At 65.1% G+C, this 24,350-nt stretch carries 24 protein-coding genes; 15 read left to right on the top strand and 9 right to left on the bottom strand.

Annotated elements, in window-relative coordinates; translation table 11 throughout:
- Nucleotides 1-46: 46 nt before the first annotated feature.
- The 9 genes from C0V76_RS09730 to C0V76_RS09690 form a co-directional block, all read right to left on the bottom strand.
- Nucleotides 47-724, bottom strand: a complete 678-nt coding sequence (locus C0V76_RS09730; protein WP_101942189.1) for a NapC/NirT family cytochrome c — start codon at nucleotides 722-724, stop codon at nucleotides 47-49.
- Nucleotides 725-874: 150 nt separating this feature from the next.
- A complete protein-coding gene (locus C0V76_RS09725) occupies nucleotides 875-1,336 on the bottom strand; it encodes a nitrate reductase cytochrome c-type subunit (RefSeq protein WP_101942188.1) in 462 nt (153 codons plus the stop codon).
- On the bottom strand, nucleotides 1,333-2,193 hold the full coding sequence (gene napH, locus C0V76_RS09720) for a quinol dehydrogenase ferredoxin subunit NapH (protein ID WP_101942187.1): 861 nt from the start codon (nucleotides 2,191-2,193) through the stop codon (nucleotides 1,333-1,335). Before napH ends, C0V76_RS09725 begins: the two co-directional genes overlap by 4 nt.
- Nucleotides 2,190-2,987 carry a ferredoxin-type protein NapG gene (gene napG / locus C0V76_RS09715; RefSeq protein WP_101942186.1) on the bottom strand — a complete coding sequence of 266 codons (798 nt, stop codon included), beginning with the start codon at nucleotides 2,985-2,987 and terminating at the stop codon, nucleotides 2,190-2,192. Before napG ends, napH begins: the two co-directional genes overlap by 4 nt.
- Before the next feature lie 55 nt (nucleotides 2,988-3,042).
- The gene (gene napA, locus C0V76_RS09710) at nucleotides 3,043-5,670 is read right to left on the bottom strand and encodes a nitrate reductase catalytic subunit NapA (RefSeq protein WP_101942185.1); all 2,628 of its coding nucleotides are present in this window, start codon (nucleotides 5,668-5,670) and stop codon (nucleotides 3,043-3,045) included.
- On the bottom strand, nucleotides 5,667-5,972 hold the full coding sequence (locus C0V76_RS09705) for a chaperone NapD (RefSeq protein WP_101942184.1): 306 nt from the start codon (nucleotides 5,970-5,972) through the stop codon (nucleotides 5,667-5,669). Before C0V76_RS09705 ends, napA begins: the two co-directional genes overlap by 4 nt.
- Before the next feature lie 191 nt (nucleotides 5,973-6,163).
- A complete protein-coding gene (locus C0V76_RS09700) occupies nucleotides 6,164-7,459 on the bottom strand; it encodes a hypothetical protein (RefSeq protein ID WP_101942183.1) in 1,296 nt (431 codons plus the stop codon).
- A 126-nt stretch (nucleotides 7,460-7,585) separates the two neighbouring features.
- Complete coding sequence (locus C0V76_RS09695) at nucleotides 7,586-7,819, bottom strand: DUF2249 domain-containing protein (protein WP_101942182.1); 234 nt, start codon at nucleotides 7,817-7,819, stop codon at nucleotides 7,586-7,588.
- A complete protein-coding gene (locus C0V76_RS09690; RefSeq protein ID WP_101942181.1) occupies nucleotides 7,819-8,268 on the bottom strand; it encodes a hemerythrin domain-containing protein in 450 nt (149 codons plus the stop codon). The genes C0V76_RS09695 and C0V76_RS09690 overlap by 1 nt, the downstream gene beginning before the upstream one ends.
- Nucleotides 8,269-8,472: 204 nt before the next feature.
- On the opposite strand from C0V76_RS09690, the gene C0V76_RS09685 reads away from it, so the two are divergent.
- The 15 genes from C0V76_RS09685 to C0V76_RS09600 all read left to right on the top strand — a co-directional run bounded on the left by C0V76_RS09685 (nucleotide 8,473) and on the right by C0V76_RS09600 (nucleotide 24,193).
- Nucleotides 8,473-8,994: a sigma-70 family RNA polymerase sigma factor gene (locus C0V76_RS09685; protein WP_254048214.1), complete on the top strand. Its 522-nt coding sequence runs from the start codon at nucleotides 8,473-8,475 to the stop codon at nucleotides 8,992-8,994.
- Between the two features lie 105 nt (nucleotides 8,995-9,099).
- Nucleotides 9,100-10,254: a FecR domain-containing protein gene (locus C0V76_RS09680; protein WP_101942179.1), complete on the top strand. Its 1,155-nt coding sequence runs from the start codon at nucleotides 9,100-9,102 to the stop codon at nucleotides 10,252-10,254.
- A gap of 132 nt (nucleotides 10,255-10,386) precedes the next feature.
- Nucleotides 10,387-12,765 carry a TonB-dependent receptor gene (locus C0V76_RS09675; RefSeq protein WP_101942178.1) on the top strand — a complete coding sequence of 793 codons (2,379 nt, stop codon included), beginning with the start codon at nucleotides 10,387-10,389 and terminating at the stop codon, nucleotides 12,763-12,765.
- Nucleotides 12,766-12,863: 98 nt separating this feature from the next.
- Nucleotides 12,864-13,172, top strand: a complete 309-nt coding sequence (locus C0V76_RS09670) for an iron uptake protein (protein ID WP_101942177.1) — start codon at nucleotides 12,864-12,866, stop codon at nucleotides 13,170-13,172.
- Between the two features lie 10 nt (nucleotides 13,173-13,182).
- Nucleotides 13,183-14,883: a PepSY domain-containing protein gene (locus tag C0V76_RS09665; RefSeq protein WP_101942176.1), complete on the top strand. Its 1,701-nt coding sequence runs from the start codon at nucleotides 13,183-13,185 to the stop codon at nucleotides 14,881-14,883.
- Nucleotides 14,876-15,193 carry a DUF3325 family protein gene (locus tag C0V76_RS09660; RefSeq protein ID WP_101942175.1) on the top strand — a complete coding sequence of 106 codons (318 nt, stop codon included), beginning with the start codon at nucleotides 14,876-14,878 and terminating at the stop codon, nucleotides 15,191-15,193. The genes C0V76_RS09665 and C0V76_RS09660 overlap by 8 nt, the downstream gene beginning before the upstream one ends.
- A gap of 65 nt (nucleotides 15,194-15,258) precedes the next feature.
- On the top strand, nucleotides 15,259-15,510 hold the full coding sequence (locus tag C0V76_RS09655; protein ID WP_101942174.1) for a YkgJ family cysteine cluster protein: 252 nt from the start codon (nucleotides 15,259-15,261) through the stop codon (nucleotides 15,508-15,510).
- 175 nt (nucleotides 15,511-15,685) lie between these two features.
- Entirely contained in the window at nucleotides 15,686-16,507 is an 822-nt protein-coding gene (locus C0V76_RS09650) for an undecaprenyl-diphosphate phosphatase (protein WP_101942173.1), read from the top strand.
- A gap of 219 nt (nucleotides 16,508-16,726) precedes the next feature.
- Complete coding sequence (locus tag C0V76_RS19600) at nucleotides 16,727-18,139, top strand: hypothetical protein (protein ID WP_143707390.1); 1,413 nt, start codon at nucleotides 16,727-16,729, stop codon at nucleotides 18,137-18,139.
- Between the two features lie 122 nt (nucleotides 18,140-18,261).
- The gene (locus C0V76_RS09625; protein ID WP_101942249.1) at nucleotides 18,262-18,834 is read left to right on the top strand and encodes a YqiA/YcfP family alpha/beta fold hydrolase; all 573 of its coding nucleotides are present in this window, start codon (nucleotides 18,262-18,264) and stop codon (nucleotides 18,832-18,834) included.
- Nucleotides 18,831-19,715 carry an EamA family transporter RarD gene (gene rarD, locus C0V76_RS09620; protein WP_101942168.1) on the top strand — a complete coding sequence of 295 codons (885 nt, stop codon included), beginning with the start codon at nucleotides 18,831-18,833 and terminating at the stop codon, nucleotides 19,713-19,715. The genes C0V76_RS09625 and rarD overlap by 4 nt, the downstream gene beginning before the upstream one ends.
- A gap of 60 nt (nucleotides 19,716-19,775) precedes the next feature.
- Nucleotides 19,776-21,701: a ribonuclease catalytic domain-containing protein gene (locus C0V76_RS09615; RefSeq protein WP_101942167.1), complete on the top strand. Its 1,926-nt coding sequence runs from the start codon at nucleotides 19,776-19,778 to the stop codon at nucleotides 21,699-21,701.
- Between the two features lie 11 nt (nucleotides 21,702-21,712).
- Nucleotides 21,713-22,717, top strand: coding sequence for an energy transducer TonB (locus C0V76_RS09610; RefSeq protein ID WP_101942166.1), 1,005 nt, complete (start codon nucleotides 21,713-21,715; stop codon nucleotides 22,715-22,717).
- Nucleotides 22,718-22,737: 20 nt separating this feature from the next.
- The gene (locus C0V76_RS09605) at nucleotides 22,738-23,181 is read left to right on the top strand and encodes an energy transducer TonB (RefSeq protein WP_101942165.1); all 444 of its coding nucleotides are present in this window, start codon (nucleotides 22,738-22,740) and stop codon (nucleotides 23,179-23,181) included.
- The gene (locus C0V76_RS09600) at nucleotides 23,174-24,193 is read left to right on the top strand and encodes an acyltransferase (protein ID WP_158239198.1); all 1,020 of its coding nucleotides are present in this window, start codon (nucleotides 23,174-23,176) and stop codon (nucleotides 24,191-24,193) included. The genes C0V76_RS09605 and C0V76_RS09600 overlap by 8 nt, the downstream gene beginning before the upstream one ends.
- The last annotated feature ends 157 nt before the right edge of the window (nucleotides 24,194-24,350 follow it).

The raw sequence follows: 24,350 nt of genomic DNA, 5'->3' as shown, positions 1-24,350 counted from the left end.
ACAAGGCCCCGGTTTACGGGGCCTTGTGCTTTCTGGCGGGGCGGTTTCAGTTCGCCGGAGAAGCGGCCGCCTCAGGTTTGGGCGCGACAGACGGGTGCATCACTTCCGGCGGCACGGCATCACGCTCGGCGCCGATGTGCTGTTCGATCGGCGGCAGGTTGTGGGCAATGCCCTTGTGGCAGTCGATGCAGGTCATGCCGTCGGCAAAACCCTTCTGGTGCATGACCGCGCCGCGGCGGTTCTGCTCGGCGTAGTCCATCGAATCGTAGTTGTGGCAGTTGCGGCACTCCTGTGAGTTGTTGGCCTTCATGCGCCGCCATTCGTTCTGCGCCAGGCGCAGGCGTTCGGCCTGGAACTTCTCGGGGGTGCTGATGCTGCCGGTGAGTTTGCCCCACACTTCTTTCGAAGCCTGGATCTTGCGGATCACCTTGGGCACCCACTCCTTGGGCACATGGCAGTCCGGACAGGTGGCGCGTACGCCGGTGCGGTTGGAGTGGTGGATGGTGTTGCGGTATTCCTGATAGACGTTTTCCTGCATCTCGTGGCAGCCGATGCAGAACTGTTCGCGGTTGGTCAGCTCCATCGCAGTGTTGAAGCCGCCCCAGAAGATGATGCCGGCGGCGAAGGCCACGGTGAGGCCGCCGAGGCCGATGAACCATTTTTTCTTGAGCAGGGCGCACAGCTTCGCTTTGATCCCGTTGCAGGTGGTGTTTTCGCTTGTCATGTTTTTGTCCTGTGAAGATCGAGTTCTGGGACTAAGCGGAGGAGCCGCCATAGCGAGCGCGTCAAGGTCGTGAAGAGAGGCGAAGTCGTACGAGTGGTACGGCGAGCATCGGAGTCACGAGATTGGCGTGCGTAGTCGGCGGATACCCGCTTAGCGCATGCCGGCGGCCGGCTGGAACTTGTTCGCCACCAGCGGCTTGGCATCGGTCTGCGGTACATGGCACTGGGTGCAGAAGTAGCGGCGCGGGGAGATGTTGGAGAGTTCGGTGCCTTCGCGGGTCTTGAAGTGAGTCACGCTGACCTTGGTGGCCCCGGTGTCCTTGGTACGGTTCCAGGCGTGACAATCCATGCACTTGTTGAAGTTCTTGGTGATGTTGTAGCCCTTCACGGTGTGCGGGATCAGCGGTGGCTGTTGCACGAAATCCCGCGGCAGTGGCGGCTGGTCGCGCTCGTTGCGGAAGTTGTCCGACGCGGCTTCCGGGCCGTCGATCGGTACGCCGCGCATGCCGAAAGCCTTCACGCCGGCAAGCGGATCAGGCACGGGTTCGGCTTTCTGGGCGTAGGCCGGGGCCAGCATCAGGCAGGCGGTGAGGATCAGTATCAGTTTTTTCATTTTTTGCTCCTGTTGAATCGGCTGCCGAATCGGAAGACCTCTTGACTGCATACGTCGATACAGCGACCGCAGTTCGTGCAGTCACCATCCAGAATCAGGGGGCTGGCGGCCGCATCGCGTGGCTTGAGGGCCGGCCGGATCACCTGGGGTTCAGGGCATACGGCGAAGCAGTCCATGCAGTCGTTGCAGGCGCTGCGGCCATGAGCGGAAACGCGGAGCAGGGCTGTCTTGCCGATCAGGCCGTAGAGGGCGCCCATCGGACAGACATGGCCACACCAGCCGCGTCCGGCCAGCAGCAGGTCGTAGAGAAACACGCCGGCCACGAAGACCCAGGCGGCACCGAAGCCGAAGATCAGGCCGCGCTGCAGCATCGATACAGGATTCACCCATTCCCACACCAGCGAGCCGGTCAGCGCGGCCGCCAGCAGCACAAAGCCGAGCAGCCACAGGCGGGTGGCGTCGTGCGGCGTGCGCCCGCCTTTGAGGCCCAGGCGGCGGCGCAGCCAGCCGGCGCTATCCGTCACCACATTCATCGGGCAGACCCAGGAGCAGAACACCCGGCCGCCCACCAACAGGTTGAAACCGAGCACGATGGCCACGCCGATGAGCGCACTCATCTCAGGCCAGTGGCGGGTGGCCAGCATCTGCAGGAACAGGAAAGGATCGGTCAGCGGCAGCACATCCAGGGTCAGGCTGGAGGCGAGGTTGCCCTTCACGAGCCATCCGCCGAACCATGGTCCGGCGAGGAAGGCGGCGAGGATCAGCAACTGCGACGCGCGGCGCAGCAGCAGCCATTTGTGGGCGGTGAACCAGCCCTTGTCGGCGATGGCTTCGAGGCCGGGGCGCTGCGCACTCACGGCTGGCCTCCCGGTGCAGATTGATCATCGAGGCCGCGTACGGGCAGCTTGACCTGATCGCCGATCAGCGAGCCGCCGGCCTTGCCTTTCTCTTCCCAGCCGCGTCGGTAGTGTTCAGCCGGGGCGCCACGGGCGATGTGGGCGGGCAGCACCTTGATCGCGGCCTCCGGCAGGATGCAGCTCTTTTCGCACTTGCCGCAGCCGGTGCAGGCGTCGGCATGCACGGTGGGTATCAGCATCGCGTGGCGGGTGGCGGCCGGGCCTTCGCGCTCTTCACGCGGGTTGCGCCGCATCTCCAGGGTGATCGCCTTGTCGATGACTGGGCAGACGCGGTAGCACACGTCGCAGCGTAGGCCGAGGAAGTTGAGGCAGTTCTCCTGATCGATCAGCACCGCAATGCCCATCTCGGCCTGGCGGATGTCGCTGAGGGCGTGATCGAGCGCGCCGCTGGGGCAGGCTTTCACGCAGGGAATGTCCTCGCACATTTCGCAGGGGATGTCGCGAGCCGTGAAATAGGGCGTGCCACTGACTATGCCATCGCCGGGCGTGGCGAGCTTGAGCGTGTCGTAGGGGCAATCGCGCACGCACAGGCCGCAGCGGATGCAGGCGCCGAGGAAGGCTTCCTCCATCAGTGCGCCGGGTGGGCGGATGGCTTGCGCGGGCCGCGCTCCCGCCTGTTTCGAATAGAGCGTGACGCCCATGGCGAGCAGGCAGGCGCCCCCGGCCGCACCGGCCATTTCCTTGAGGAAACGGCGGCGCGGGCTGGCGTTGGCTGGCTTGGTGGGCTCGCTCATGAGGGGCGGAGTCAAGGTTCAGGCGTGATCCCGGACCCGGCCGGGATCAGCGCATTCAGGCGCGGGTCACTTTCACCGCGCACTTCTTGAAGTCCGTCTCTTTCGAGATCGGGCAGGTGGCATCCAGCGTGAGCTTGTTCACCAGCCGGCCTTCATCGAAGAAGGGGATGAAGATCAGGCCCACCGGCGGCTTGTTGCGACCGTGCGTTTCGATGCGCGCGGTGATTTCGCCGCGCCGCGAGGCGACCTTGACCAGCATGCCGCGCTGCAGCTTGCGCTTCGTTGCGTCGTCCGGGTGCATGAAGATCACCGCTTCCGGCACCGCCTTGTGCAGCTCGGGCACCCGGCGCGTCATCGAGCCGGTGTGCCAGTGCTCCAGCACGCGGCCGGTGCATAGCCACAGGTCGAAATCCTTGTCCGGCATTTCCGGTGGATTCACATAGGGCAGCGCGAAGATGACGGCCTTGCCATCCTTGTGGCCGTAGAACTTCACACCTTCGCCCTTCTTCACATAGGGATCGAAGCCTTCGCGGAAGCGCCACAGGGTTTCCTTGCCATCCACCACCGGCCAGCGTAGGCCACGCGCCTTGTGATACATGTCGAAATCGGCGAGATCATGACCATGGCCGCGGCCGAACTTCGCGTACTCCTCGAACAGGCCTTTCTGCAGATAGAAGCCGAAGATTTTCGACTCGTCGTTCATGTAGCCGGTAATGGCGTGGGCATTCACCTTCTCGACTTCGCTGAGCGGGAATTTGTTCACCACCTTGTTGGCGTACAGCACGTCATACAGGGTCTTGCCCTTCAGTTCCGGCTTCTTGGCGATCAGCTCGGCCGGCCACACTTCCTCGACCTTGAAGCGCTTGGAAAACTCGATGTACTGCCACAGATCCGAGCGCGCGTCGCCCGGCGCCTTGACCTGCTGGCGCCAGAACTGGGTGCGCCGCTCGGCGTTGCCGAACGCACCTTCCTTCTCGGTCCACATCGCGCTGGGCAGAATCAGGTCGGCGGCCAGTGCGGACACCGTGGGATATACATCCGAGACCACCACGAAGGCGGCCGGATTGCGCCAGCCCGGGTAGACCTCGCCATTGATGTTCGGCCCGGCCTGCATGTTGTTGGTGGTGCTGGTCCAGTAGCACTTGACCTTGCCATCCTTCAGGGCGCGGCTCTGGGCCACGGCGTGCAGGCCGACCTTGTCGGAAATGGTGCCGTCGGGCAGCTGCCAGATCTCTTCGGCGTGCTTGCGGTGCTCCGGATTGGTGACGACCATGTCCGCCGGCAGGCGGTGGGCAAAGGTGCCGACTTCGCGTGCGGTGCCACAGGCGCTGGGTTGGCCGGTGAGCGAGAAGGGGCTGTTACCGGGCTCGCTGATCTTGCCCACCAGCAGGTGGACGTTGTAGATCATGTTGTTCACCCAGGTGCCGCGGGTGTGCTGGTTGAAACCCATGGTCCAGAAGGAGATCACCTTCTTCTTCGGGTCGGCATACAGCTCGGCCATTTTCTGCAGCTTGGCGGCCGGCACGCCGGAGAGTTTGCTGACCTTCTCCACGGTGTATTCGGAGACGAACTTGGCGAACTCTTCGAAGCTGATCGCTTCGGCTTTGCCCACGTCGCCCTTGGGTTTGCCGTCTGCCCCCGGGTAGCCGTTGTTGGTGGCGTTCTTTTCCAGATCGTGGCCGGGGCGCAGGCCGAAACCGATGTCGGTCTCGCCTTTCTTGAAGTTCACATGCTTCTTCACGAAATCCAGATTCACCTTCTTGTTCTGGATGATGTAGTTGCAGATGTAGTTCAGGATCGCCAGGTCGGTGTTGGGCACGAAGACCATGCCGTTGTCGGCCAGGTCGAAGGAGCGATGCTCAAAGGTGGATAGCACGTGCACCTGGCATTGATCGTGGGATAGCCGGCGATCCGTGATGCGGCTCCACAGGATCGGGTGCATCTCGGCCATGTTGGAGCCCCACAGCACGAAGGCATCGGTCTGCTCGATATCGTCGTAGCAGCCCATTGGCTCATCAATGCCGAAGGTGCGCATGAAGCCGGTGACGGCGCTGGCCATACAGTGGCGCGCATTCGGGTCCAGGTTGTTGGTGCGGAAACCGGCCTTGTAGAGCTTGCTGGCGGCATAGCCTTCCCAGATCGTCCACTGGCCCGAGCCGAACATGGCGATGGAGTTCGGCCCGCTCTCCTTGATTGCCGCCTTCCACTTCTCGGCCATGATGTCGAAAGCCTTGTCCCAGCTGATCGGCGCGAATTCGCCGTCCTTGGCGTACTGGCCGTTCTTCATGCGCAGCAGCGGCTGGGTCAGGCGATCGGCGCCGTACATGATCTTGGACAGGAAGTAGCCCTTGATGCAGTTGAGCCCCCGGTTGACCGGCGCGTCCGGGTCGCCCTGGGTCGCTACGATCTTGCCGTTCTGCACGCCCACCAGCACCGAGCAGCCGGTACCGCAGAAGCGGCAGGCGGCCTTGTCCCAGCGCACTTCGCTGGGGGTGGCTGCGGCCGTGGCGGCATGCACCAGCGGGCTGCCCACGGCGGTTGCGGTGGCTGCGGCCAGCGCCTGGGTCTTGATGAAATCGCGACGACTGAGCGTTGCACCGCCCCCGACCCGGCTAGCCGCCGGGTCACCCCCCGCGGGGGTCAAGTCAATCTTGGACCGGTCCTGCGATTGTCTTGTGGTCATGCCTGCATCTCCTGTACGTGTCTTTTCTTGGAACTGGCCATGGCGGTGGCCAGTTCGTCTGGGGTGACTTCTTCGTCGGTGTATTCGTAGGCCAGCGTGGTGCCCAGCACGCCGCTGGCGACGGACACGGCGAGAATCGAATCGGTGACGGCATAGCCTTCGCCGTCTTCCAGCATTACCACCAGGCGGCCCCCATCCGGTGTCGTGCCGTGCAGGCTTGCGCCGGCAATGCCGACGAGGCGGGCGGCGACTTCGGCGGCCTGTTCCGGCCTGACCCTGACCAGCAGACTTACGATCTTCATGTGGTTCTCCAATCCCGGTGGGCTATCAAAGCAGTCTGGTAAAAATGCACTGCTGTGGTGCGTCATTCCACCCAAAAGGGAAATGCCCCGCACTGGTGCCATCAGGGGGATTGGAGTCGCTTGGCCGGGGTGGCCTCCTTGATTCGTGTCAAGAATGGCCAGAGCCCTTGCTCTGCAAGACTTTGCGAGACTCAGGGATTACCCGTGGCCGGGCGAACGCGAGGTGGCAGGGTGTGAAGCAGGGCGAGGCGCTGGCGGTAGGCGTGCATCGCACGAGCCAGCAAGCTCAGCTGGACGAGCTTGCTCGCCGCGAGCAGGGCCGCACCGGGCAGGACCAGCACGGGAACGAAGGCGGCCGTCGTGAGCACCAGGCTGGCGCCGAAATCGGCCAGCAACTGCGCACGCTGGGCGCGCTCAGGCACGATCTGGTGCAGCAGGGGCAGACGCGCGCGGGCATTGTTGGCGCGCTGCCAGTGCAGCCAGATCAGGAAGGGCACGATGCGATAGAGCATCACGCTGATCGTTCCACCCCCCAGTCCGGTCAGTGCCAACACGCCGAAGGCTACGCCCCAGCGTGGGTCCGACGCCAGGCTGGCGAGCAGGCCCAGCAAGGCCAGCCCGCTGGTCAATGCAGCGACCGCCAGCCAGCCCCAGTGGAAGGCATCGCGCTCGCCGCGCCGCGCTTCCACCACGCGCAGCCCGGTGAGCAGGCCGAAAGCCAGGCACAGAACGGCCAGCAAGGCCGTACAGAGTTGTGCCAGCGTGCTCCAGCCGGCCAGGCTGGCGAGGCCACCGGCGAGCAGCAGCAGTGGCAGGCCACGCGTAGCCAGCTCCCAGTGCCTGGGATAGGGCGCGCTGACATGGAACATCGGCACCACCACGCTGCTCACGCTGATGATCAACCCGCCGACCCAGCCGATCAGCCCCCACTGTGCATGCCAGTCAACGAGTTGCAGGAAGGGCAGCGCCCAGCCGAAACGCATCACCCCAATCAGTGTGAGGCCCAGCAGTACGGTGGCGGCGAAGGCCAGGGCATTGCGGCGCAGGGCGGCGGGCAGGGTGGCTTGCAGCTTTTGCTGCCACAGCGCGCGAAGCAGCTTGGCCAGAAAACTCAGCAGGCTTGCGGCCAGTAGCAGGCCGGCTGTGAGCAGCCAGGCCGGGTCGGCGAAGAGGAAGCCGCCGGCGAGCGCGTAGGCCCCCGCCAGCAGCGCGAACAGGATCAGCCAGTCCAGCCGCGGCCAGCGCGGCAGGGCCAGGCCGCAGGCCACCGGTACGAACTGCAGGAGCGCTCCCAGCATCACCGGCATCAGGCCGGCCAGGGCGAACAGATGCACGGCTGCCAGCGCGGCCGGATGCCAGCGCGTGAGCAGCGCTTCAGGCTGCCAGGCCAGCAGGATTCCCGCCGCGCCCATGCCGGCCAGGCCGGCCAGAAAGTGGGCGAAGGAAAGATCAGGCGCAGGCGAGGCTTCGGTGGAGACGAGTTGCATGGGCGTGTACAAGCGGAACTGGCCGCGAAGGTTTCGGTCGGGGTGCTTGTGGCCGGGTCAGAGACTTGTTTTCGTAGGGGCGACTTCAGCCGGCCTGCCACGCGGGGTGTGCGACTGAAGTCGCACCTACGAGGTTTGTCCCGCCGCCGCGATGTGCAGGCGGAACTGCTCGTAACCCGAAAAATCCTCGCGCTTAGCCGTCCATGCCCAGCCGCGCTCGCGCAGCCAGTCGTAAAGCGGGAAGGGCTCGCGGTGGATGAGCACTTCCAGCGCTTCGCCGGCCGGCAGCACATCCAGTGCGGCCATGATGCGTTCGAAGGGTTCGGGTGGCGGCAGGCCGCGCACATCCAGTGTTTCCATCAGGCCTCCCGGCGCAGCACGATCTGTGCGCTGAGCTCACCGATGCGCGTCCCAAGGCCTTGCTGCGCCATCGGGTAGAGGATGTTTTCCTCCTTCATGTTGTGTTGCTGCAGCAGGATCAGCAGGGCTTCGCCGTAGCCGCGCACGCCGTCCGTCTCCTGTGAGGCGATGGATTCGGCCAGATCAAGCAGCAGTTCGCGCGCTTCCTCGTGCTCCATGCGCATGACGGCGGTGGGCCCGCATGTCATGCCGGAGCTGGCTTCGAAGGCCGGGAAAAGTACTTCCTCCTCGGCAGCGAAGTGAGCCAGGATGTCATGGCGCAGGGCTTCGAAAGCGGCGCTGGCGGCCTGCCAGTCGCCGCCGATGGCGCTGCGGCGCAGCGCGCCGAGCTGCTCGTCGCAATGGCGGTGATCGGTGGTGAGATAGGTCACGAAATCAGGGGAGCCCATTGTTTTATCCATTCTCTGAGTGTGGTCTGAGTATGGGAATTGCCGTCCCCGGCTGTAATTGACTCGTATCAAGCGCGTCAGCGCCGCTGGCGGAGGTGCGCGTCTCGTCGCGGCGAGGCCGACACAAGTGTGCGACTCTGTGGTTAAATGAGAATGGTTCTTGTTAAGAAATCATGAACAGCTTCAAGCTGTTTCAACTCATTCGTGGATTCTGTCGTGCTGGAGCGTTATCACCGCGAGCTGCTGAATTTCCTGAATCGCCAGGTGAGCGATCGCGATACGGCGGCCGATCTTGCGCAGGAGAGTTTCCTGCGGGTGCTGTCGGTGCAGGGCAGCGGCCAGGCCATCCTGGATGTGCGGGCCCTGCTCTATCGCACGGCCCGCAATCTGATTGTCGATCTCCATCGGCGCGATGCGGTGCGCCGGCACGAGCCCCTCGATGCCTTGCCCGAAGAGCTTCATCCGCCGGCGCCACGCCATCTGCAACCCGAAGAGGTGCTGGCCTCGCAGCAGATCATCCGTGCCTATGTGGCCACCATCGAGGCGCTGCCGCCGCGTTGCCGTGAAGCCTTCGTGCTATCCATCCTGGAAGGCCTCAGCCATGCGCAGATTGCACAGCACATGGGGGTTTCGGTCAGCATGGTGGAGAAGCATGTGGTGCGCGCAATGGTGGCCTGCAAGCTGTGTGAGCGGCAGCTGCGCGGGGCGGGCTCCGGCAGCGTCTGAGCTCGGCTATAGTCCGCCCAAAAGTACGCCCGTCTGTCGCAGGGGTGAGGAAATGCCCACCCTCATGCGTCTGCAGAACAAGAACATGTCTTCCGCCCCCTGCCCATGAACTCGCGCCCACACGACCACGCCCCCGCCGCCTCCCCGGATCCCGAAGAGGATGCGCGCGACTTCGACGCCTTTGCTCAGGATCAGGATCCGCTCGACATCGAGGCGGCGACCTGGGTGCTGCGCCGGCGCAATGGTCTGGACACAGCGGGCGAGGCTGAACTGGCGGACTGGCTGAAGGCGGATCCGCGCCATGGTGCGGCCCTTGAGGACATGGAGCACACATTCGATGAGCTGCGGCATCTGCCCGACGAGCATCTGGCGTCCCTCAGGGCCGGCCTGGGTGAGCGTGCTGCAGGCGCTCCGCCGCAGGCTCCGGCCCCGGCCTGGCCGCCTGCCTTACCGCGTCCGCCGGCCCGCAGCGGCTGGAGGGCATGGCTGCAGGGCGGTCGGCTGCCGCAGGCCATGGCGGCGGCGCTGGCCTGTGTCGTGGTGGCAGGTGCCTGGCTGGGCTGGCAGCAGTGGCAGCTGCAACCGGGTTTCGTGCAGGCCTATGCCACCGAGCGCGGGCAGCAGCTCAGCGTGACCCTGCCGGATGCGGCCAGCCAGGGCAGCACGCTGCAGCTTGATACGGCCAGCCGGGCCGAGGTGCGCTTGTTCCGCGACCGTCGCGAAGTGCACCTGCAGGAAGGTCAGGTCATGTTCGTCGTGCATCCGGACGCGCAACGCCCTTTCCATGTGTGGGCCGGAGGGGTGCGCGTCACCGTGGTGGGCACCCGTTTTTCAGTGCGCCACAGCCAGAGTGGCCGTGATGCCGGCCAGACGGTAGTGGAAGTAGAGGAGGGACGGGTACGGGTGGCGCCCGCCACCGCTGATGCCCGCCTGGCGAGCGTGGAGTTGCATGCCGGCCAGCGTGTGGTGGCAGATGGCCGCGGCCAGCTCAGTGCGCCCGCCGCACTGCCACCCACCGCCGTGGCCCCCTGGCGTGAGGGGCGGGTGAGTTTTGACCAGACGCCGCTGGCCGACGCCATCGCTGAGTTCGAGCGCTATGGCCATACCGGCCTGGTAGTGCGTGATCCGGCCGTGGCTACGCTGCCGGTGGGCGGCAGCTACACCTTGCGCCAGTTCCAGCAGTTCGCCCGGGCCTTGCCGCAGCTTCTGCCCGTGCGGCTGGAATCGCGCGGCGCGCTCACGGAGGTGGTGGCAAGGTAGCGGCAAAAAAACTTTGAAGAATTCTCATTTGCAACATGAGGATTCGCTGGGGGTGGTGCGTCTTCATCGGCAGGAGGATCCGCAGCGGCGAGCTGCGGTCCGGCAATCAACGACCGATTCAGGAGTTCCCCCATGCGCGCAGCGCTGCACCACAAGAAACGCTTCACCCCGGCGCCCTTGGCCCTGGCTGTCGCCCTCAGCCTGACCCTGGCGGCCACGGCGCCGGCCCATGCTCAGAGTGGCACCCCGGCGGCTACCGCGCTGAGCATCAATATCCCGGCCCAGCCACTGGGCCATGCGCTCAACGAGCTGGCGCGGCAGGCCAACCTGCAGCTGAGCTTCCCGGCCGAACTGGTGGCCGGCAAGACGGCACCAGCCGTATCCGGCCAGCTCACACCGCGTCAGGCGCTCGATCGCCTGCTCGTCGGAAGTGATCTCGAAGCCAGCGTGGACGGCAGCGCAGTACTGGTGAAGAAGGCCCCGCCGCGCACGGCCGGCACTGACAAGGAACTGGCAGCAGTCGTGGTGAGCAGCCTGCGCGCCAATCGCGTCTCCAAGGGCGCGACCGGTCTGCCGATGGAGGTCAAGGAAACGCCGCAGAGCATCAGCACCTTTGACTCAGTCGACATGCAGAACTACGGCGTGACCGGCAGCAATCAGGCGCTGCAGATGGTCACCGGCATTAATGTGGAGCAGTACGAGACCAACCGGGCGACCTTTGAATCGCGCGGCTTCGAGATCCAGCTCACCCAGATGGATGGTCTGGGCATGACGAACAGCTGGGGCACGGTCGTGGGCCAGCAAGACACCTTCCTGTTCGACAAGATTGAGGTCATCCGCGGCGCCAATGGCCTGCTGACCGGGGTGGGCAACGCCTCCGGCACGGTCAACTACGTGCGCAAGCGCCCCACCAACAAGGACGAGGGCCAGGTGGTGCTGGAAGGCGGCTCCTACGACAAGAAGCGCGTTGCGCTCGATTACAACAAGGTGCTGACCGAAGACGGTACGGTGGCTGGCCGTGTCGTGCTGATCCATCAGGACAAGGACTCCTGGATCCGCAGCCTGAACGATCGCGACACCACGCTGTACGGCGTGATCGACAGCCAGATCGGCAGCAACGGTGTGCTGACGGTGGGCGTGACGGATCAGGATCATCGCCAGAAGTCACCGATGTGGGGCTCGCTGACGCTCAACTACGCGGACGGTAGCCAGGCCAGCTTCGATACCAGTGCGTCCACCTCGCAGGACTGGACCTACTGGAACACCAAATCGACAACCGCCTTCGCTGAATACACCCACTATCTGAGCGATAACTGGGAAGGCAAGTTCACCTACAACAAGCGCCACGCCGAGGAAGAAACGCGCCTGCTCTACGCCTACTCGCTTTCGGGGGCGCTCAACAATGACAACACCGGCCTGGTCGGCTGGCCCTATGGCAGCTTCACGACGACTGACAGCGATCTCTTCGACCTCAACCTGAGCGGCAACTTCAACCTGTTCGGCCGCAAGCACGAGCTGATCACCGGCCTGAGTCACTCCATCGAGGAAACTGACACCGATACCTACGGTTTTGATTCCAGTTACATGCTGCAGGCCTTGCCGGCCTTCCCCTACGGCGGCAACGTCTATCCGGAGCCGAACTGGGGCGCACGCACACCGGCCTCCGGGGGCAAGCAGACCCTGACCCGTCTCTATGGCGCGACCCGTCTGGCGCTGACTGATGAGCTGCGTGCGATCGTGGGTCTGAACTCCGTGAAGCTCGAGCGTGAAGGCAGCTCGCGCTACGGCTCGGTCACCACCACCACCGAATATCCCGACACCCGTAAGTCCAGCCCCTATTACGGCCTGACCTACGACATCACACGCAACTTGCTGGGTTACCTCTCCTATTCCGAGATCTTCCAGAATCAGGACCAGACCGACTACAGCGGGGCCTATCTGGACCCGATGAAGGGCGTCAACCGCGAAGCCGGCCTGAAGGCCGACTGGCTCGATAAGCGCCTGCTGACCACTGTCGCCGTGTTCAGCGCCAAGCAGGAAGGCCTGGCTACCTATGACGGTATGACCAGCGCGGGTCAGTACGCCTACGTGCCCAAGGATGTGAAATCCACCGGCTTTGAGCTTGAGGCCACCGGCAAGATCGGTCGCGACGCGAACCTGGCCCTGGGTTTCACCCGCATCAAGCTGACCGGGCCGGATGGCAATGACATCTATGAATGGGTGCCGCGCACGCAGGTGAAGGCGCGCTTCGACAGCGCCATCCCTGGCTTGCCCGCGTTGCGTCTGGGCCTCTCCACACGCTGGAATTCCGACGTGAGGAAGAACGGCGGCGCCCGCCAGGACGCTTATTCCGTGTCCGATGCCTTCGCCCGCTATCAGATCACCCCGGAGATGTCGGCCCGGCTCAACGTCAACAACCTGTTCAACCAGAAGTACGTCACCGGGATTGCCTATGGTGCGGTCTATGGCGAGCCACGCAGTGCTTACCTCACGCTTGATTACAAGCTTTGAGCCCTGAGCCCGGACCGGCAGTTTGATGCCGGTCCGGCGCATGCCATCCAGACCGGACCTGCCGGACCTGCTTCACCCAACAGGCTTAGCCCACAGACATGACACGCACGCATTCGCGACCCCTACAGCAACTCGGCATTGCCCTGCGCATCCTCGCCGCCATTCCCGGCGGCTGGGCTTTTTCCTGGGGCTTCGTGGCCTGCGGCACGGCGGCCCTGGTGGCCCTCGGCGCGCCCTTTCATGATGCCGAGACGGCTCTGCTGATGCTGGGCCTGCTGGTTTTTGCCGGCGTCTTCCTGTGGTCTTTTGCTGCGCGCAGCGTGTTGCGGGTGTGTGGGGTGCTGGTCGGCGGTGCCCTGCTCTTCAACGCTGCGGCCCTGCTGCTGCAGCGCGCGATCCTGTCCTGAGGGCGCCGCCATGTTCACGAGTTTTCGCCAATCCATGGCCTGGCTGCATACCTGGTTCGGCCTTGCGCTAGGCTATGTGCTGATGGCCTGTTTCTTCTTCGGTGCGCTGTCGGTGTTCGACCGCGAGATCGACCGCTGGGCGCTGCCCGAAACGCGTTTCGCACCGCAGCCCATGCCTTCCTTCGACAAGGTCTTGCTGCCGGCCTTCGCGCGACTCGAAGCGGACCCCGCCGACTATGCCCTCAACATGCCGGCGCTGCACGATGCGGCCAGGGGCCCGCAGACCCCGCGCCAGGAACTGCCGCCTGACGAGTACTGGGCCTACACCACCCACCGCGATCCGGTGCTGGCCATTGGTGCCGGCTTCCGCGTGCCGCAGCCGAAAGATCCAGGCCTGGAAAACCATATCCACGCCAACGCCACGATCGATCCGCGCAGCGGCGCGGCCGTGCCTTCGGACCAGCTCAAGATCGGCAGCCAGTGGTTCTACCCGATGCACTACAGCCTGAACTGGCCGTGGCAGAACATGGGCATCTTCACCGTGGGCCTCGCCGGCCTGGTGATGCTCGGCGCCCTGGTGAGCGGCGTGATCATGCACCGCAAGTTCTTCCGCGAGTTCTTCACCTTCCGCCCGCAGAAACAGCCCCAGCGCAGCCTGCTTGATCTACACAACCTCACCGGCGTGGTGGCGCTGCCCTTCCACTTCTTCTTTGCCTTCACCGGCCTGCTGATCTTTGCAGGCTTCTACTACTTTCCGGTGTCGCAGTTCCAGCTCAAGCCCCTGCACGATCAGCACGAGATCATCGAGGCGCGCGAAACCGGCCTGCCGCATCAGCGTGCCGGCATCCCGGCGCCGCTGGCTTCGGTCGACGCCATGATGGCGGAGGCCAAGCGGCGCTGGGCCGCGCGCGACATGGCCGGCGAAGTGGGCTTCCTGCAACTGCATCACCTCGGCGATGCCAATGGCTATGTGAGCATCTACCGCGCGGGGAGTGATCGCGTGGCCCTGGTCGGCGAAGCGATCCACTTCAAGGCCAGCAGCGGCGAAGTGCTGCGCGAGGAGCCGCCGCGCGCGGCCGTGCCGGCGCTCAACGAATTCCTCACCGGCCTGCACCTGCAGCATTTCGAGCACTGGCTGTTGCGCTGGCTCTACGTGCTGGGTGGTCTGCTCGGCTGTGCCTGCATCGCCACCGGCTTCATCTTCTTCGTCGAAAAGCGCAAGCGGCAACACGCCGCAGCCGGCAGTCAGGGCGCCCGCATAGTGGATGCCCTGGCCGTAGGCTGCGTCACCGGTATGGTGATCGCGGCGGTCGGCATGCTGGTGGCCAATCGCCTGCTGCCCTCCGGGCTCAGCGGCAAGGGGGAGTGGGAGCAGCAGATTTTCTGGGGTCTGTGGTTGCTGGCCTTCGTGCATGCCGCCCTGCGCGGCGCTCCCGTGGCGCAGGCACGCATCAATCCGGCCTGGCGCGAGCAGTGCTGGGCCATCGCCGCGCTGGCGCTGGCGGCGGTGCTGCTGAACTGGCTGAGCACCGGCGACCACCTGCTGCAGACGATCATCCTCGAACCGTACTGGGCCGTGGCCGGCGTGGATCTGAGCCTGCTGGCCGCCGCCGGCCTCGCCACCCTGGCGGCGCGCCGGCTGGCGCGGCGTGAGCAGCACGCGCTGCTCAGCCCGAGTGCTGCGCCGGAGACGGAGGTGGTTCATGCCTGAAGCTATTTGGCTCTTGCTTGCCAGTCTGCTGAGTCTGGCCGGCATGGCCTGGCTGGCCCTGGCGATGGCTGTGCATTGGGAGCAGGTCATGCTGCAGCCGGCGGCCCGGGCGGCTGGTGTACGCCTTTTGCTGCGTGGCACGGGCGCCTGCGCCCTGGCCCTCGCGGCCGCTGCCTGCCTGCTGGCTGACCGGCCTTCGATGGCGCTGCTGGTGTGGCTGATGTTGCTTGCTGCCAGTGCCCTGACGGTGGCCCTGACGCTCGCCTGGCGACCGGTCCTGTTGCGCGGGCTGTGCCCCCTGCGAGGCTGAGAAACCCTCGACGGCGCGGCCCATCGCTGCGATGCTCGGGGCTTCGTTTCCTGCTTCCCGTCCGTATGAACTGTCGCTCTGGTTGCGCTGCCTGCTGCATCGCGCCCTCCATCTCCAGTCCCATCCCCGGCATGCCGCAGGGCAAGCCGGCGGGTGTGCCCTGCATCCAGCTCGATGCAGCCTTGCGCTGCAAGATCTTCGGCATGCCCGGCCGCCCGGCCGTATGTGGCGGGCTGCAGCCTTCGGCGGAAATGTGTGGCGACTCGCGCGAGCAGGCGATGCACTGGATCGGCGCGCTGGAGCAGGCCACGCGCTGATCGCATCGCGCGTCGCCGCCGTCTGTCGCGATCGAATTCTGCAGGCGTACGCCACACGCGGGCTGTAGCCCTGATGTGCCCCGAGGCCAAGTTCATCACGCCGGCATGCATCATGGCGCGGCCTCGCCGCAGTGCGCCCGTATAATCCGGGTTTCCCCCAGCCCGGCGCATTTTCATGGACCTCATCCTGCTGCTCAAGGCCGCCATTCTCGGCATCGTCGAAGGCCTCACCGAATTCCTGCCGATCTCCTCCACCGGCCACCTGATCCTGGTCGGCACCCTGCTGGATTTTCACGACGAGCGCGGCAAACTGTTCGAGATCGTGATCCAGTCCGCCGCGATCCTGGCCGTGGTGTGGGAATACCGGGCCCGCCTGGGCCATGCCCTGATCAGCGCCACCCGCGAGGAAGCTTCGCGCCGCCTGCTGGTGAACGTGGCCATCGCCTTCCTGCCGCTGGCCGTGCTGGGGCTGGTATTCGGCAAGTGGCTCAAGCTGCATCTGTTCAACGCGCCGGTGGTGGCGGCCACCTTCATCCTCGGCGGCCTGATCATCCTGTGGGCCGAGCGCAGGAGCCATCACGAGCGTGTTGCCACGGTGGACGACATGAACTGGCTGGATGCGCTGAAGGTCGGCATTGCCCAGGCCTTCGCCCTGATCCCCGGCACTTCGCGCAGCGGTGCAACGATCATCGGAGGCATGCTCTTCGGTCTCTCGCGCAAGGCGGCCACCGAGTTCACCTTCTTCCTCGCCATCCCGACCCTCGGCGTGGCCGGCCTCTACTCGCTCTACAAGGAGCGTGCGCTGCTCTCGGTGGACGACCTGGGGATGTGGGCGGTGGGCATGCTGTTCTCCTTCATCTCGGCTTTTGTCTGCGTGCGCTGGCTGATCCGTTTCGTGTCCACCCACAGTTTCAAGGTCTTCGCCTGGTACCGCATTGTGTTCGGCCTGATCGTGCTCCTCACCTGGCAGATGGGCTGGGTGCACTGGGCTGACTGAGTTTGATGCCTGAGTTCTGTTGTTCAGAAGCCCGGCTGTGACCGGGCTTTTTCATGCCTTGGGCCGGCCAGGCCGGGGGCGTCTGCAGGGGTGTTGCCCGGACGCGACGCCCGGATCACATGCCGCGAAAGCTTCGCCAGAAACTGGTCGCCTTCAGCCCGGCCTCTTTGTTAGCCTCCCCCGTCTTTAAAATTTTTAACAAGTTGTACGGGGGAAAAGATGTTCAAGTACGGATCGGGGTGTGCGGCGCTGCTGACGGCGCTGGTATTGGTTGCGTGTGGCGGCGGTGGCGGTGGGGGAGGTGGTGCGAGCGCGCCGGCAACAGCCGCCGCGGCTGGTAGCAGCTCGTCTGCAGCGGCCTGCGCCGGCAGCACCAGTACGGCTACGGCCGATTTCAGCTTGTCCACGACGGCGGTGAGCCTCACTGGCACGGCGGGCTCGCCTCTGGCTTCCTCGCAGACTGTCACGATGACGGTGAGCAATCCGGCAGCGACCACCGTGTACATCACCCAGACCGATGCCTGGCTGACGATCACCCCCAATCTGGCCGGCGGCTATGCCACGGTGACGGCCGACGCCTCCACGCTGGCGGCGGGTTTTTACTGCAGCATCGTGAACGTCGCCCTGCGTAACGCAGCCGGGGCCACCCTGTCGTCGCGGGATGTGGCGGTGAGCTTCAGTGTTGCGACCGGTGCAACTGCGGCTTCGAGCTCATCCAGCAAGGCTTCTTCCAGTTCGCTTAGTTCGTCTAGCAAGGCTTCGTCTAGTGCACTCAGCTCGTCTAGCATCTCAAGTGCAGCAAGTTCCTCAGTTGCTTCGAGCTCCGTCAGCTCTTCGGTGAGCTGGAACAGCTACAACGGAACGCTGCATCCGACTGCGGACGGCGCGCTTGTTCTCGGGAGTGGGAGTGGCAGCAAGTTCGTGCTGATCGGTGGATCGATCCCCGATTCGTTGCCGGCCTCCAGTTCGAGCTCCAGCACGAGTTCGACGAGCAGCTCTGCGGCCAGCTCAAGCAGTGGCACCGCATATTTCATGGATTACATGAGCGCCAGTGGTGGCACGCTGAGCCTAGATTCGTCAGCCGTGCCGCTGAACCGCAGCCTGATCCGCAGCAATAACACGCTCAACGCGAGCCCCAGCTATCCGCGCTACATGACTTTCCTGACCCGCGTGATGCCGGTGAGTGGTGTGAGCTATGACGTCAATACCCGCCTGGCTGAGTTCGAACTGGCCTTTGCCGACAGCCGTGTGGTGCTGGTGCTGCGCGGAGACGCCAGCAGCAGCAATGTGCGACTGCAGACTGTCGAACAGGGTGGGAGTGATGTGGTTGCGAAGATCGACATGACCCAGCCGCATATCTTCCAGATCGCGGTGACCCTGACCAGCGCCTATGCCGGTACCGTGGCAGTGTATGTGGATGGCGACTCCACCCCCTTGCTGGGCCCGCTGAGCACCACCAACATGCAGCGCACCTATGCGGTGGGGCAGGACTATGTCCAGTTCGGTGACAACCGCAATGTGGCCTTCCGCAGCAATCTGGACTGGATGGCATGGACCACCCAGGGCGCTTACAGCCCGGCGCAGCTGGCCGGCAAGCTGCCCAGTGGCCTCGGGGTGACCACCGGTTACTGATCCGCTATTGCCGTAGTCGCGAGGGCGCAGCTTTGGCTGCGCCCTTTTTCTTTGTTGCGACGCATCACGCTGAGCGGCGCAGGCTGGCAGAATCCGGTTTTGCCGATTTCTGGCCGCTTGCCATGATCCTCTACCTCCACGGTTTCCGTTCCGGCCCCCAATCCCAGAAGGTGCAGGCGCTGGCCCTGCGCATGGCGCAGCGCGGCCTGGGCGATTACCTGTGGTGCGAACAGCTGTCGCCGGTGCCTTGCGAGGCGATTGCCCAGGCCGAGGCACAGCTTGCGCGCTGCACCACGCCGCCACTGCTGGCGGGCAGTTCGCTGGGCGGCTTCTACGCCACCCATCTGGCCGAGAAGCATGCGCTGCAGGCTGTGGTGATTAATCCCTTCGTGCCCCATGCCGGCTTTGACCAGAGTCTGTTCATCGGAGAGCACCAGATGATCTACAGCGGTGAGCGCTTCAGCTTCACGGCGGAACACGCCGCGCAGATCGCCGCGCTGGATGTGGCGCGGATCAGTCGGCCGGAGAATTTCTGGCTGCTGGCTGAGGAGGGCGACGAGGTGCTGGACTACCGCCATGCGCTCAAGCGTTACGCCGGCTGCCACCAGAGCGTGCTGCCCGGCGGCGACCATAGCTTCACGCGCTGGGATGATTACCTCGATGCAGTGATCGAGCGCGCCGGGCTGGCCGCATGAACGCAGCACAACAAGGCACGCGCGCCGGTTTCCTGGCGGCGCTGACGGCGTTTTCGATCTGGGGCGTGGCCCCGCTGTACTGGAAGCTGCTTACCGGCGTGCCAGCGCTTGAAACGGTGGCCCACCGCGTCGTCTGGTCGCTGCTGATGCTGACTGGCGTGATGGCCTGGCGGGGGGGCTTCACGGTGTTGCGCCGGCTGGCGGGCGAGCCGCGCCTGATCGGTCTGCTGGCGCTGACCACGACCCTCACAGCGGTGAACTGGTTGCTCTTCGTGTGGGCCATCGTCAACAACCATGTGCTGGAAGCCAGCCTCGGCTACTTCATCGCGCCGCTGATCAATGTGCTGCTGGCCGCGATCTTCCTGCGTGAGCGTCTGCATGCCTGGCAGAAACTGGCGGTGGCCCTGGCCTGTGCCGGCGTGCTGTGGCGGGTGTGGCATCTGGGTACGCTGCCCTGGGTGTCGCTGAGTCTGGCCGTGACCTTCTCGCTCTACGGCCTGCTGCGCAAGCGCGCGCCGATCGGAGCGCTGGACGGGCTTTTCGTCGAAACCCTGCTGGCTGCGCCGGTGGCGCTGGGCTGGCTGCTGTGGCTGCAGGCCGGTGGCGAGGGCCATTTCAGCGGTGCCGGCACGATTGCGGCGCTGATCGGCACCGGCCTGATCACCGCTGTGCCACTGTTTCTCTACACCGTGGGCGCGCGCCGCTTGCGTTACACCACCCTGGGCTTCATCCAGTATGTGGGCCCGAGCCTGCAATTCGCCCAGGCGGTGTTCCTGTTTCATGAGCCCTTCAGCCATGTTGCGCTGATCAGCTTCATGTTCATCTGGGCCGGGCTGGCGGTGTTTTCACTGGACGCCTTGCGCCGCGCCCGTGCGGCTTGAGCAGCTTCCGGGGCGGCGCCCGCTATAATCGCCGGTCGCAACCCCCGCAGGCTGAATTTGATGAATGTGCTGTTTGAAGAGGACGGGTCTTTCAAGACCGCCACCATCCTCACCGATAACGATTCCTCCCTGCAGGTGGAAACCGCCACGGGCAAGCGTGTGAAGCTCAAGGCGGCGAATGTGCTGCTGCGTTTTGCCAGCCCCTCTGCGGCTGATTTGCTGGCCCAGGCCGATGTACTCACGGCCGACATGGATACCGAATTCCTGTGGGAAATGTGTGGCGACGACGAGTTCGCCTTTGCTGAATTCGCGGCCGATTATTTCGGTCACACGCCCTCGGCGGTCGAGTCGAGCGCCGTGCTGGTGAAGCTCTTCGCTTCGCCGATCCACTTCCACCGCAAGGGCAAGGGCCGCTTCCGCAAGGCCCCGCCCGAAATCCTCGCGGCCGCCCTGGCCGGCGCCGAGAAAAAGCGTCTGCAACAGGAGCAGGTCGAGCGCATGAAGACCGAACTCATGGCCGGCACGCTGCCCGCCGAGTTTCCGGCCATGCTGCAGGCCTTGCTCTACAAGCCGGACCGTAACCGCCTCGAAACCAAGGCGCTTGAAGCGGCGGTGGACGAGAGCGGCCAGTCCGCGCCGCGCCTGCTGCTCAAGGCCGGCGCCTTGAAGAGCAGCCACGAACTGCATCTGGGCCGCTTCCTGTTCGAGTATTTCCCGGAAGGCACGGCCTTCCCGGCGCTGGCCGCCCCGCCCCTGCCGGAGGATCTGCCGCTGGCACCGGCCTCGGCCTTCTCGATCGACGACGCCACCACCACCGAGATCGACGACGCCTTTTCGCTGGTGCCGCGTGCCGAAGGTGGCTGGACAGTGGGCATCCACATTGCCGCGCCGGGCCTGGGCATCCGCCCCGGCTGCCCGATCGACGCGGTGGCCCGCAAGCGCCTGTCCACGGTGTACATGCCCGGCAACAAGATCACCATGCTGCCGGATGAGGTGGTCAGTGCTTACACCCTCGGAGAAGGCCAGGCCCGCCCCGCGCTGTCGCTCTACGTCGAAGTGAATCGCGACTTCAGCATCGCCGGCATGGCGAGCCGTATCGAGCGCGTGCATGTGTCGGCCAACCTGCGCCATCACGACATCGAGCCGGTGTTCAACGAAGACAGCCTGCAGGCCGAGGCCTTGCCGGATGCGCCTTACATGACTGAGCTGAAGACCCTGTGGGAGTTCGCCACGGTGCTGGAGGCCGGGCGCGGTAAGCCTTCGGCCAACCAGAATCAGATGGACTTCAACTACTACGTCGACTGGTCGCAGGAGACGCAGGATGGCCCGGGCTTCATCACCATCGAGCAGCGCAAACGTGGCTCGCCGCTGGACAAGCTGGTCGCCGAGCTGATGATCCTGGCCAACTCCAGCTGGGGCAAGCTGCTGCATGAAGCCGGCCTGCCGGCGATCTACCGCATCCAGGCCGGTGGCCGGGTGCGCATGAGCACGGCGGCCGGCCCGCACGAAGGCCTGGGCGTGGATAACTACGCCTGGAGCTCCAGCCCGCTGCGCCGCTATGTCGACCTGTGCAACCAGTGGCAGCTGATTGCCCACCTGCGTGGCGAAGCGGCCCCGTTCGCACCGGGCTCGGCCGAGCTGGCGCACGCGATGAGCGATTTCGACGCCACCTACAGCGCCTACAACGAGTTCCAGCGCGGCATGGAGCGCTACTGGTGCCTGCGCTGGCTGCGTCAGGCCGGGGTGAAGGAAATGCCGGCCAAGGTGCTGCGCGAAAACATCCTGCGCCTGGAAGAGGTGCCGCTGGTGTTCAAGCTGCACTCCCTGCCGGCGGGTGTGAATGCGCATGAGCGCGTGCAGGTGGGCGTCGACAAGGTGGATCTGATCGACGTTGAGCTGCGCGGCAAGTACCTCGCCACCCTGGCGCCGCTGACCACCGCGGAAGACGGGACCGACGGCGAAGAAGAAGAAACGCCGCTCGCGTAGAATTCCCGCGCATGTCTGCCGCTACTCCCCGCCCCTCCACCCCCAAAGCAGCCAAGGCTGAAAAGCCCGCTGCGGCGGTGAAACCTGCTGCCTTGGCTAAGTCGTCTTCTTCCGGCAAGCCGGCGCGCAAGCGGGTGCGGGGCCGTTCCCTGTCCTGGCTGGGCGGCCATGCCCTGGGCTTGGGGATTGCGCTGTCGGTGCTGTTGCACGGCGTGTTCGGCGCAATGAATTTCGTGGCGCCCCCGGGCGGCCTCAAGAAGCTGGAGGAAAAGGGCCTCCAGGTGGTGCTGGTGAATTCCCGCCACAAGAAGCCCCCGCGCGATGCGCAGGCCTTGGCTCAGGCCAACCTCGATGGGGGGGGCGAGCAGGCTGACCAGAAACACATGCCGACTTCGCCGCTGCCGCCGCAGGATTCGGTGCGTGATGGCGAGGCCGTGGCCGAAGCCCAGCAGCGTGTGCGCCAGATGGAGGCGCGCCAGCGTGAATTGCTGGCCCTGGCGCAGGGCAGCAAGAAGCAGGTGGCACCCGAGCGGGCCAAGCAGAGCGAAGAAACCCCTAGCGAAACCAAGCCTACCGAGCGTGGCCTCGATCTGAATTCGGCTCAGGCCATCGCGCGCCAGGAGGCGGTGGTGGACAAGCTCGTCAAGGATTACGCCTCGCGGCCGCGCAAGGGCTTCATCTCGCCGCGCACCAAGGAACACAAGCTGGCCATGTACGGCGAAGCTTTCCGCCTCAAGCTGGAGCGTATCGGCGAGGTGAATTTTCCGCGCAGCGCGCGCGGCTCCATGTACGGCAGCGTGATGGTGGTGGTCGAGATCCGTCCGGACGGTTCGCTCGAATCCGCCGAGATTGCCCGCCCGAACGCCAATCCCAAGCTCAATGAAGCCGCACTGCGCATCGTGCGGTTGGCTGCGCCCTATGCGCGCATCCCGGATGAGCTGCGCAAGGATTACGACATCCTGGTGCTGGCGCGCACCATGAACTTCACGCGCGACGAGATCAGCGTCGAACAGTGAGCGCTGACCGGGGGGCGAACATGTTCAGACTGATTGCTGCCAGCCTTCTGATGCTCGCCCTGCTGCCGGCCGCCCGGGCTGACGAGGCGCCACTGGCGGCGGCGAGCCCGCCAGCTGAAGCCGCCGCGCCGCGTACCATCGTCGTGGCCCTGCGCAGCCGCGAAGCGCGCCTAGCCTTCTATCGTGAGGCCTGCCTGCAACAGATCCTCTCTGAATTGCGCGAGCGGGTGCCGCGCGATGCGGCAGGCAAGGTCGCCCATGGCAAGAGCCTGCTGTCGCTGGAAGTGGCTGCCGATGGCAGGCTGGTGGCGAGCGAGCTGATCCAGCCGGATACCAGTGCGGCCCTGAATGCAGCGCTCTTGCAAAGCGTGCAGGCGGCCGCGCCCTATCCCGCTTTTTCACCGGCGTTGAGCAAGGATTACGATCACATGGTCCTGATCCTGCCCTTCAATTTCGGTGACTGAGAAGCGCCTCACGCACGCTTCCAGCGGGCCAGAGGCGGCCCTCGAAAGTTTGCGCGTGCTGGCCGCCGCGGCCGTGGTCTGCGTGCATGTGGCGGCGACCGCCCTGATCGCTGCGCCCGATGCCGTGAGCTGGTGGAGCGCGAATCTGTGGGACAGCTTTGCGCACGGGTGCGTGCCGGTCTTCGTGATGCTCAGCGGCGCCTTGCTGCTCGGTCGCCGCGAGCCGGCCCCTCATTTCTGGCGCAAGCGCGCGGCGCGCCTGGTGTGGCCGCTGGTCGGCTGGAGCCTGATCTATCTCGGGCTGCAGGCCTGGCAGGCTGCGCACTGGTCGCTGCCGGGCCTGCTGGCTTTGCTCGTGCGCGGCACGCCTTATTACCACCTCTGGTATCTGTGGATGTTGCCGGGCCTGTATCTGACCACGCCGGCGCTACGCCTCTGTGTGGCGCGCTGCTCGCGGCGCCAGTTGTGGTGGCTGTGTGCAGGGCTCAGCGTGCTGGCGGCACTTGAGGTGCCGCTGGGCTGGAGCAAGCAATTTTTCCTGAGCAGCAGCCTGGCGTATCTGGGCTGCTATCTGCTGGGATGGCTGTTGTTCACCCAGCCAACCCAGCCGCCTGTGCGCTGGCTGTGGGCCGGTTTTTTGCTGGCCGGCGCTGGGGTGGCGGTGGGCGCCGGGCTGTTGCGACCCCTGCTGGGAGCACAGGCCATTGAGTGGATGTATGCCTACCCGAACCCGCTGGTGTTGGGCATGGGCGCCTGTGCCTTCATGCTGGGCCTGCGCCTGTTGCCGGGGAAGGCCTGGGCCGGGTGGCTCGCACAGTTCGCGCCACTTTCCTTCGGCATCTACCTGGTCCATCCGCTGTGTTTGCTGGGCCTGTCGAAAGCCGGCCTTACGGCCCTGCACTGGCATCCGGCACTGGGCATTCCGCTGCTCAGCGGACTGGTGCTGCTGCTCTCGGCCGCCGGTGTGGCCTTGCTGGCGCGGCTGCCGGGGATGTGGCGCCTGGTCCGCTGAGCGAAGGCTGCATACGCTAGCATTTTGAGTTGGGTCAAGTAAGGCGCGGGTGGCTTCAAGCTTGGCTGCGGCCGGCCGTTAGGACCTGATGGCCCGCTTCATTTGTCACCCTGAGCGTGACGCAGATACGGCCTCTCCTTTGACTCCTGTGCATTCC

This window comes from Uliginosibacterium sp. TH139 (assembly GCF_002855595.1).
GTDB classification, from domain to species: Bacteria; Pseudomonadota; Gammaproteobacteria; order Burkholderiales; family Rhodocyclaceae; genus Uliginosibacterium; species Uliginosibacterium aquaticum.
This window is presented reverse-complemented; position numbering and strand designations above follow the sequence as displayed.

Bases quoted from the DNA above. Each gene is read 5' to 3' on its own strand.
- C0V76_RS09655 (WP_101942174.1), top strand. From the start codon at position 15,259: ATGAACTGTCGCTCTGGTTGCGCTGCCTGCTGCATCGCGCCCTCCATC.
- C0V76_RS09650 (WP_101942173.1), top strand. From the start codon at position 15,686: ATGGACCTCATCCTGCTGCTCAAGGCCGCCATTCTCGGCATCGTCGAA.
- C0V76_RS09615 (WP_101942167.1), top strand. From the start codon at position 19,776: ATGAATGTGCTGTTTGAAGAGGACGGGTCTTTCAAGACCGCCACCATC.
- C0V76_RS09610 (WP_101942166.1), top strand. From the start codon at position 21,713: ATGTCTGCCGCTACTCCCCGCCCCTCCACCCCCAAAGCAGCCAAGGCT.
- C0V76_RS09700 (WP_101942183.1), bottom strand. From the start codon at position 7,459: ATGCAACTCGTCTCCACCGAAGCCTCGCCTGCGCCTGATCTTTCCTTC.
- C0V76_RS09695 (WP_101942182.1), bottom strand. From the start codon at position 7,819: ATGGAAACACTGGATGTGCGCGGCCTGCCGCCACCCGAACCCTTCGAA.
- C0V76_RS09660 (WP_101942175.1), top strand. From the start codon at position 14,876: ATGCCTGAAGCTATTTGGCTCTTGCTTGCCAGTCTGCTGAGTCTGGCC.
- C0V76_RS09675 (WP_101942178.1), top strand. From the start codon at position 10,387: ATGCGCGCAGCGCTGCACCACAAGAAACGCTTCACCCCGGCGCCCTTG.
- rarD (WP_101942168.1), top strand. From the start codon at position 18,831: ATGAACGCAGCACAACAAGGCACGCGCGCCGGTTTCCTGGCGGCGCTG.
- napA (WP_101942185.1), bottom strand. From the start codon at position 5,670: ATGACCACAAGACAATCGCAGGACCGGTCCAAGATTGACTTGACCCCC.
- C0V76_RS09680 (WP_101942179.1), top strand. From the start codon at position 9,100: ATGAACTCGCGCCCACACGACCACGCCCCCGCCGCCTCCCCGGATCCC.
- C0V76_RS09690 (WP_101942181.1), bottom strand. From the start codon at position 8,268: ATGGGCTCCCCTGATTTCGTGACCTATCTCACCACCGATCACCGCCAT.
- C0V76_RS19600 (WP_143707390.1), top strand. From the start codon at position 16,727: ATGTTCAAGTACGGATCGGGGTGTGCGGCGCTGCTGACGGCGCTGGTA.
- C0V76_RS09665 (WP_101942176.1), top strand. From the start codon at position 13,183: ATGTTCACGAGTTTTCGCCAATCCATGGCCTGGCTGCATACCTGGTTC.
- C0V76_RS09725 (WP_101942188.1), bottom strand. From the start codon at position 1,336: ATGAAAAAACTGATACTGATCCTCACCGCCTGCCTGATGCTGGCCCCG.
- C0V76_RS09705 (WP_101942184.1), bottom strand. From the start codon at position 5,972: ATGAAGATCGTAAGTCTGCTGGTCAGGGTCAGGCCGGAACAGGCCGCC.
- C0V76_RS09730 (WP_101942189.1), bottom strand. From the start codon at position 724: ATGACAAGCGAAAACACCACCTGCAACGGGATCAAAGCGAAGCTGTGC.
- C0V76_RS09670 (WP_101942177.1), top strand. From the start codon at position 12,864: ATGACACGCACGCATTCGCGACCCCTACAGCAACTCGGCATTGCCCTG.
- C0V76_RS09605 (WP_101942165.1), top strand. From the start codon at position 22,738: ATGTTCAGACTGATTGCTGCCAGCCTTCTGATGCTCGCCCTGCTGCCG.
- napG (WP_101942186.1), bottom strand. From the start codon at position 2,987: ATGAGCGAGCCCACCAAGCCAGCCAACGCCAGCCCGCGCCGCCGTTTC.
- C0V76_RS09625 (WP_101942249.1), top strand. From the start codon at position 18,262: ATGATCCTCTACCTCCACGGTTTCCGTTCCGGCCCCCAATCCCAGAAG.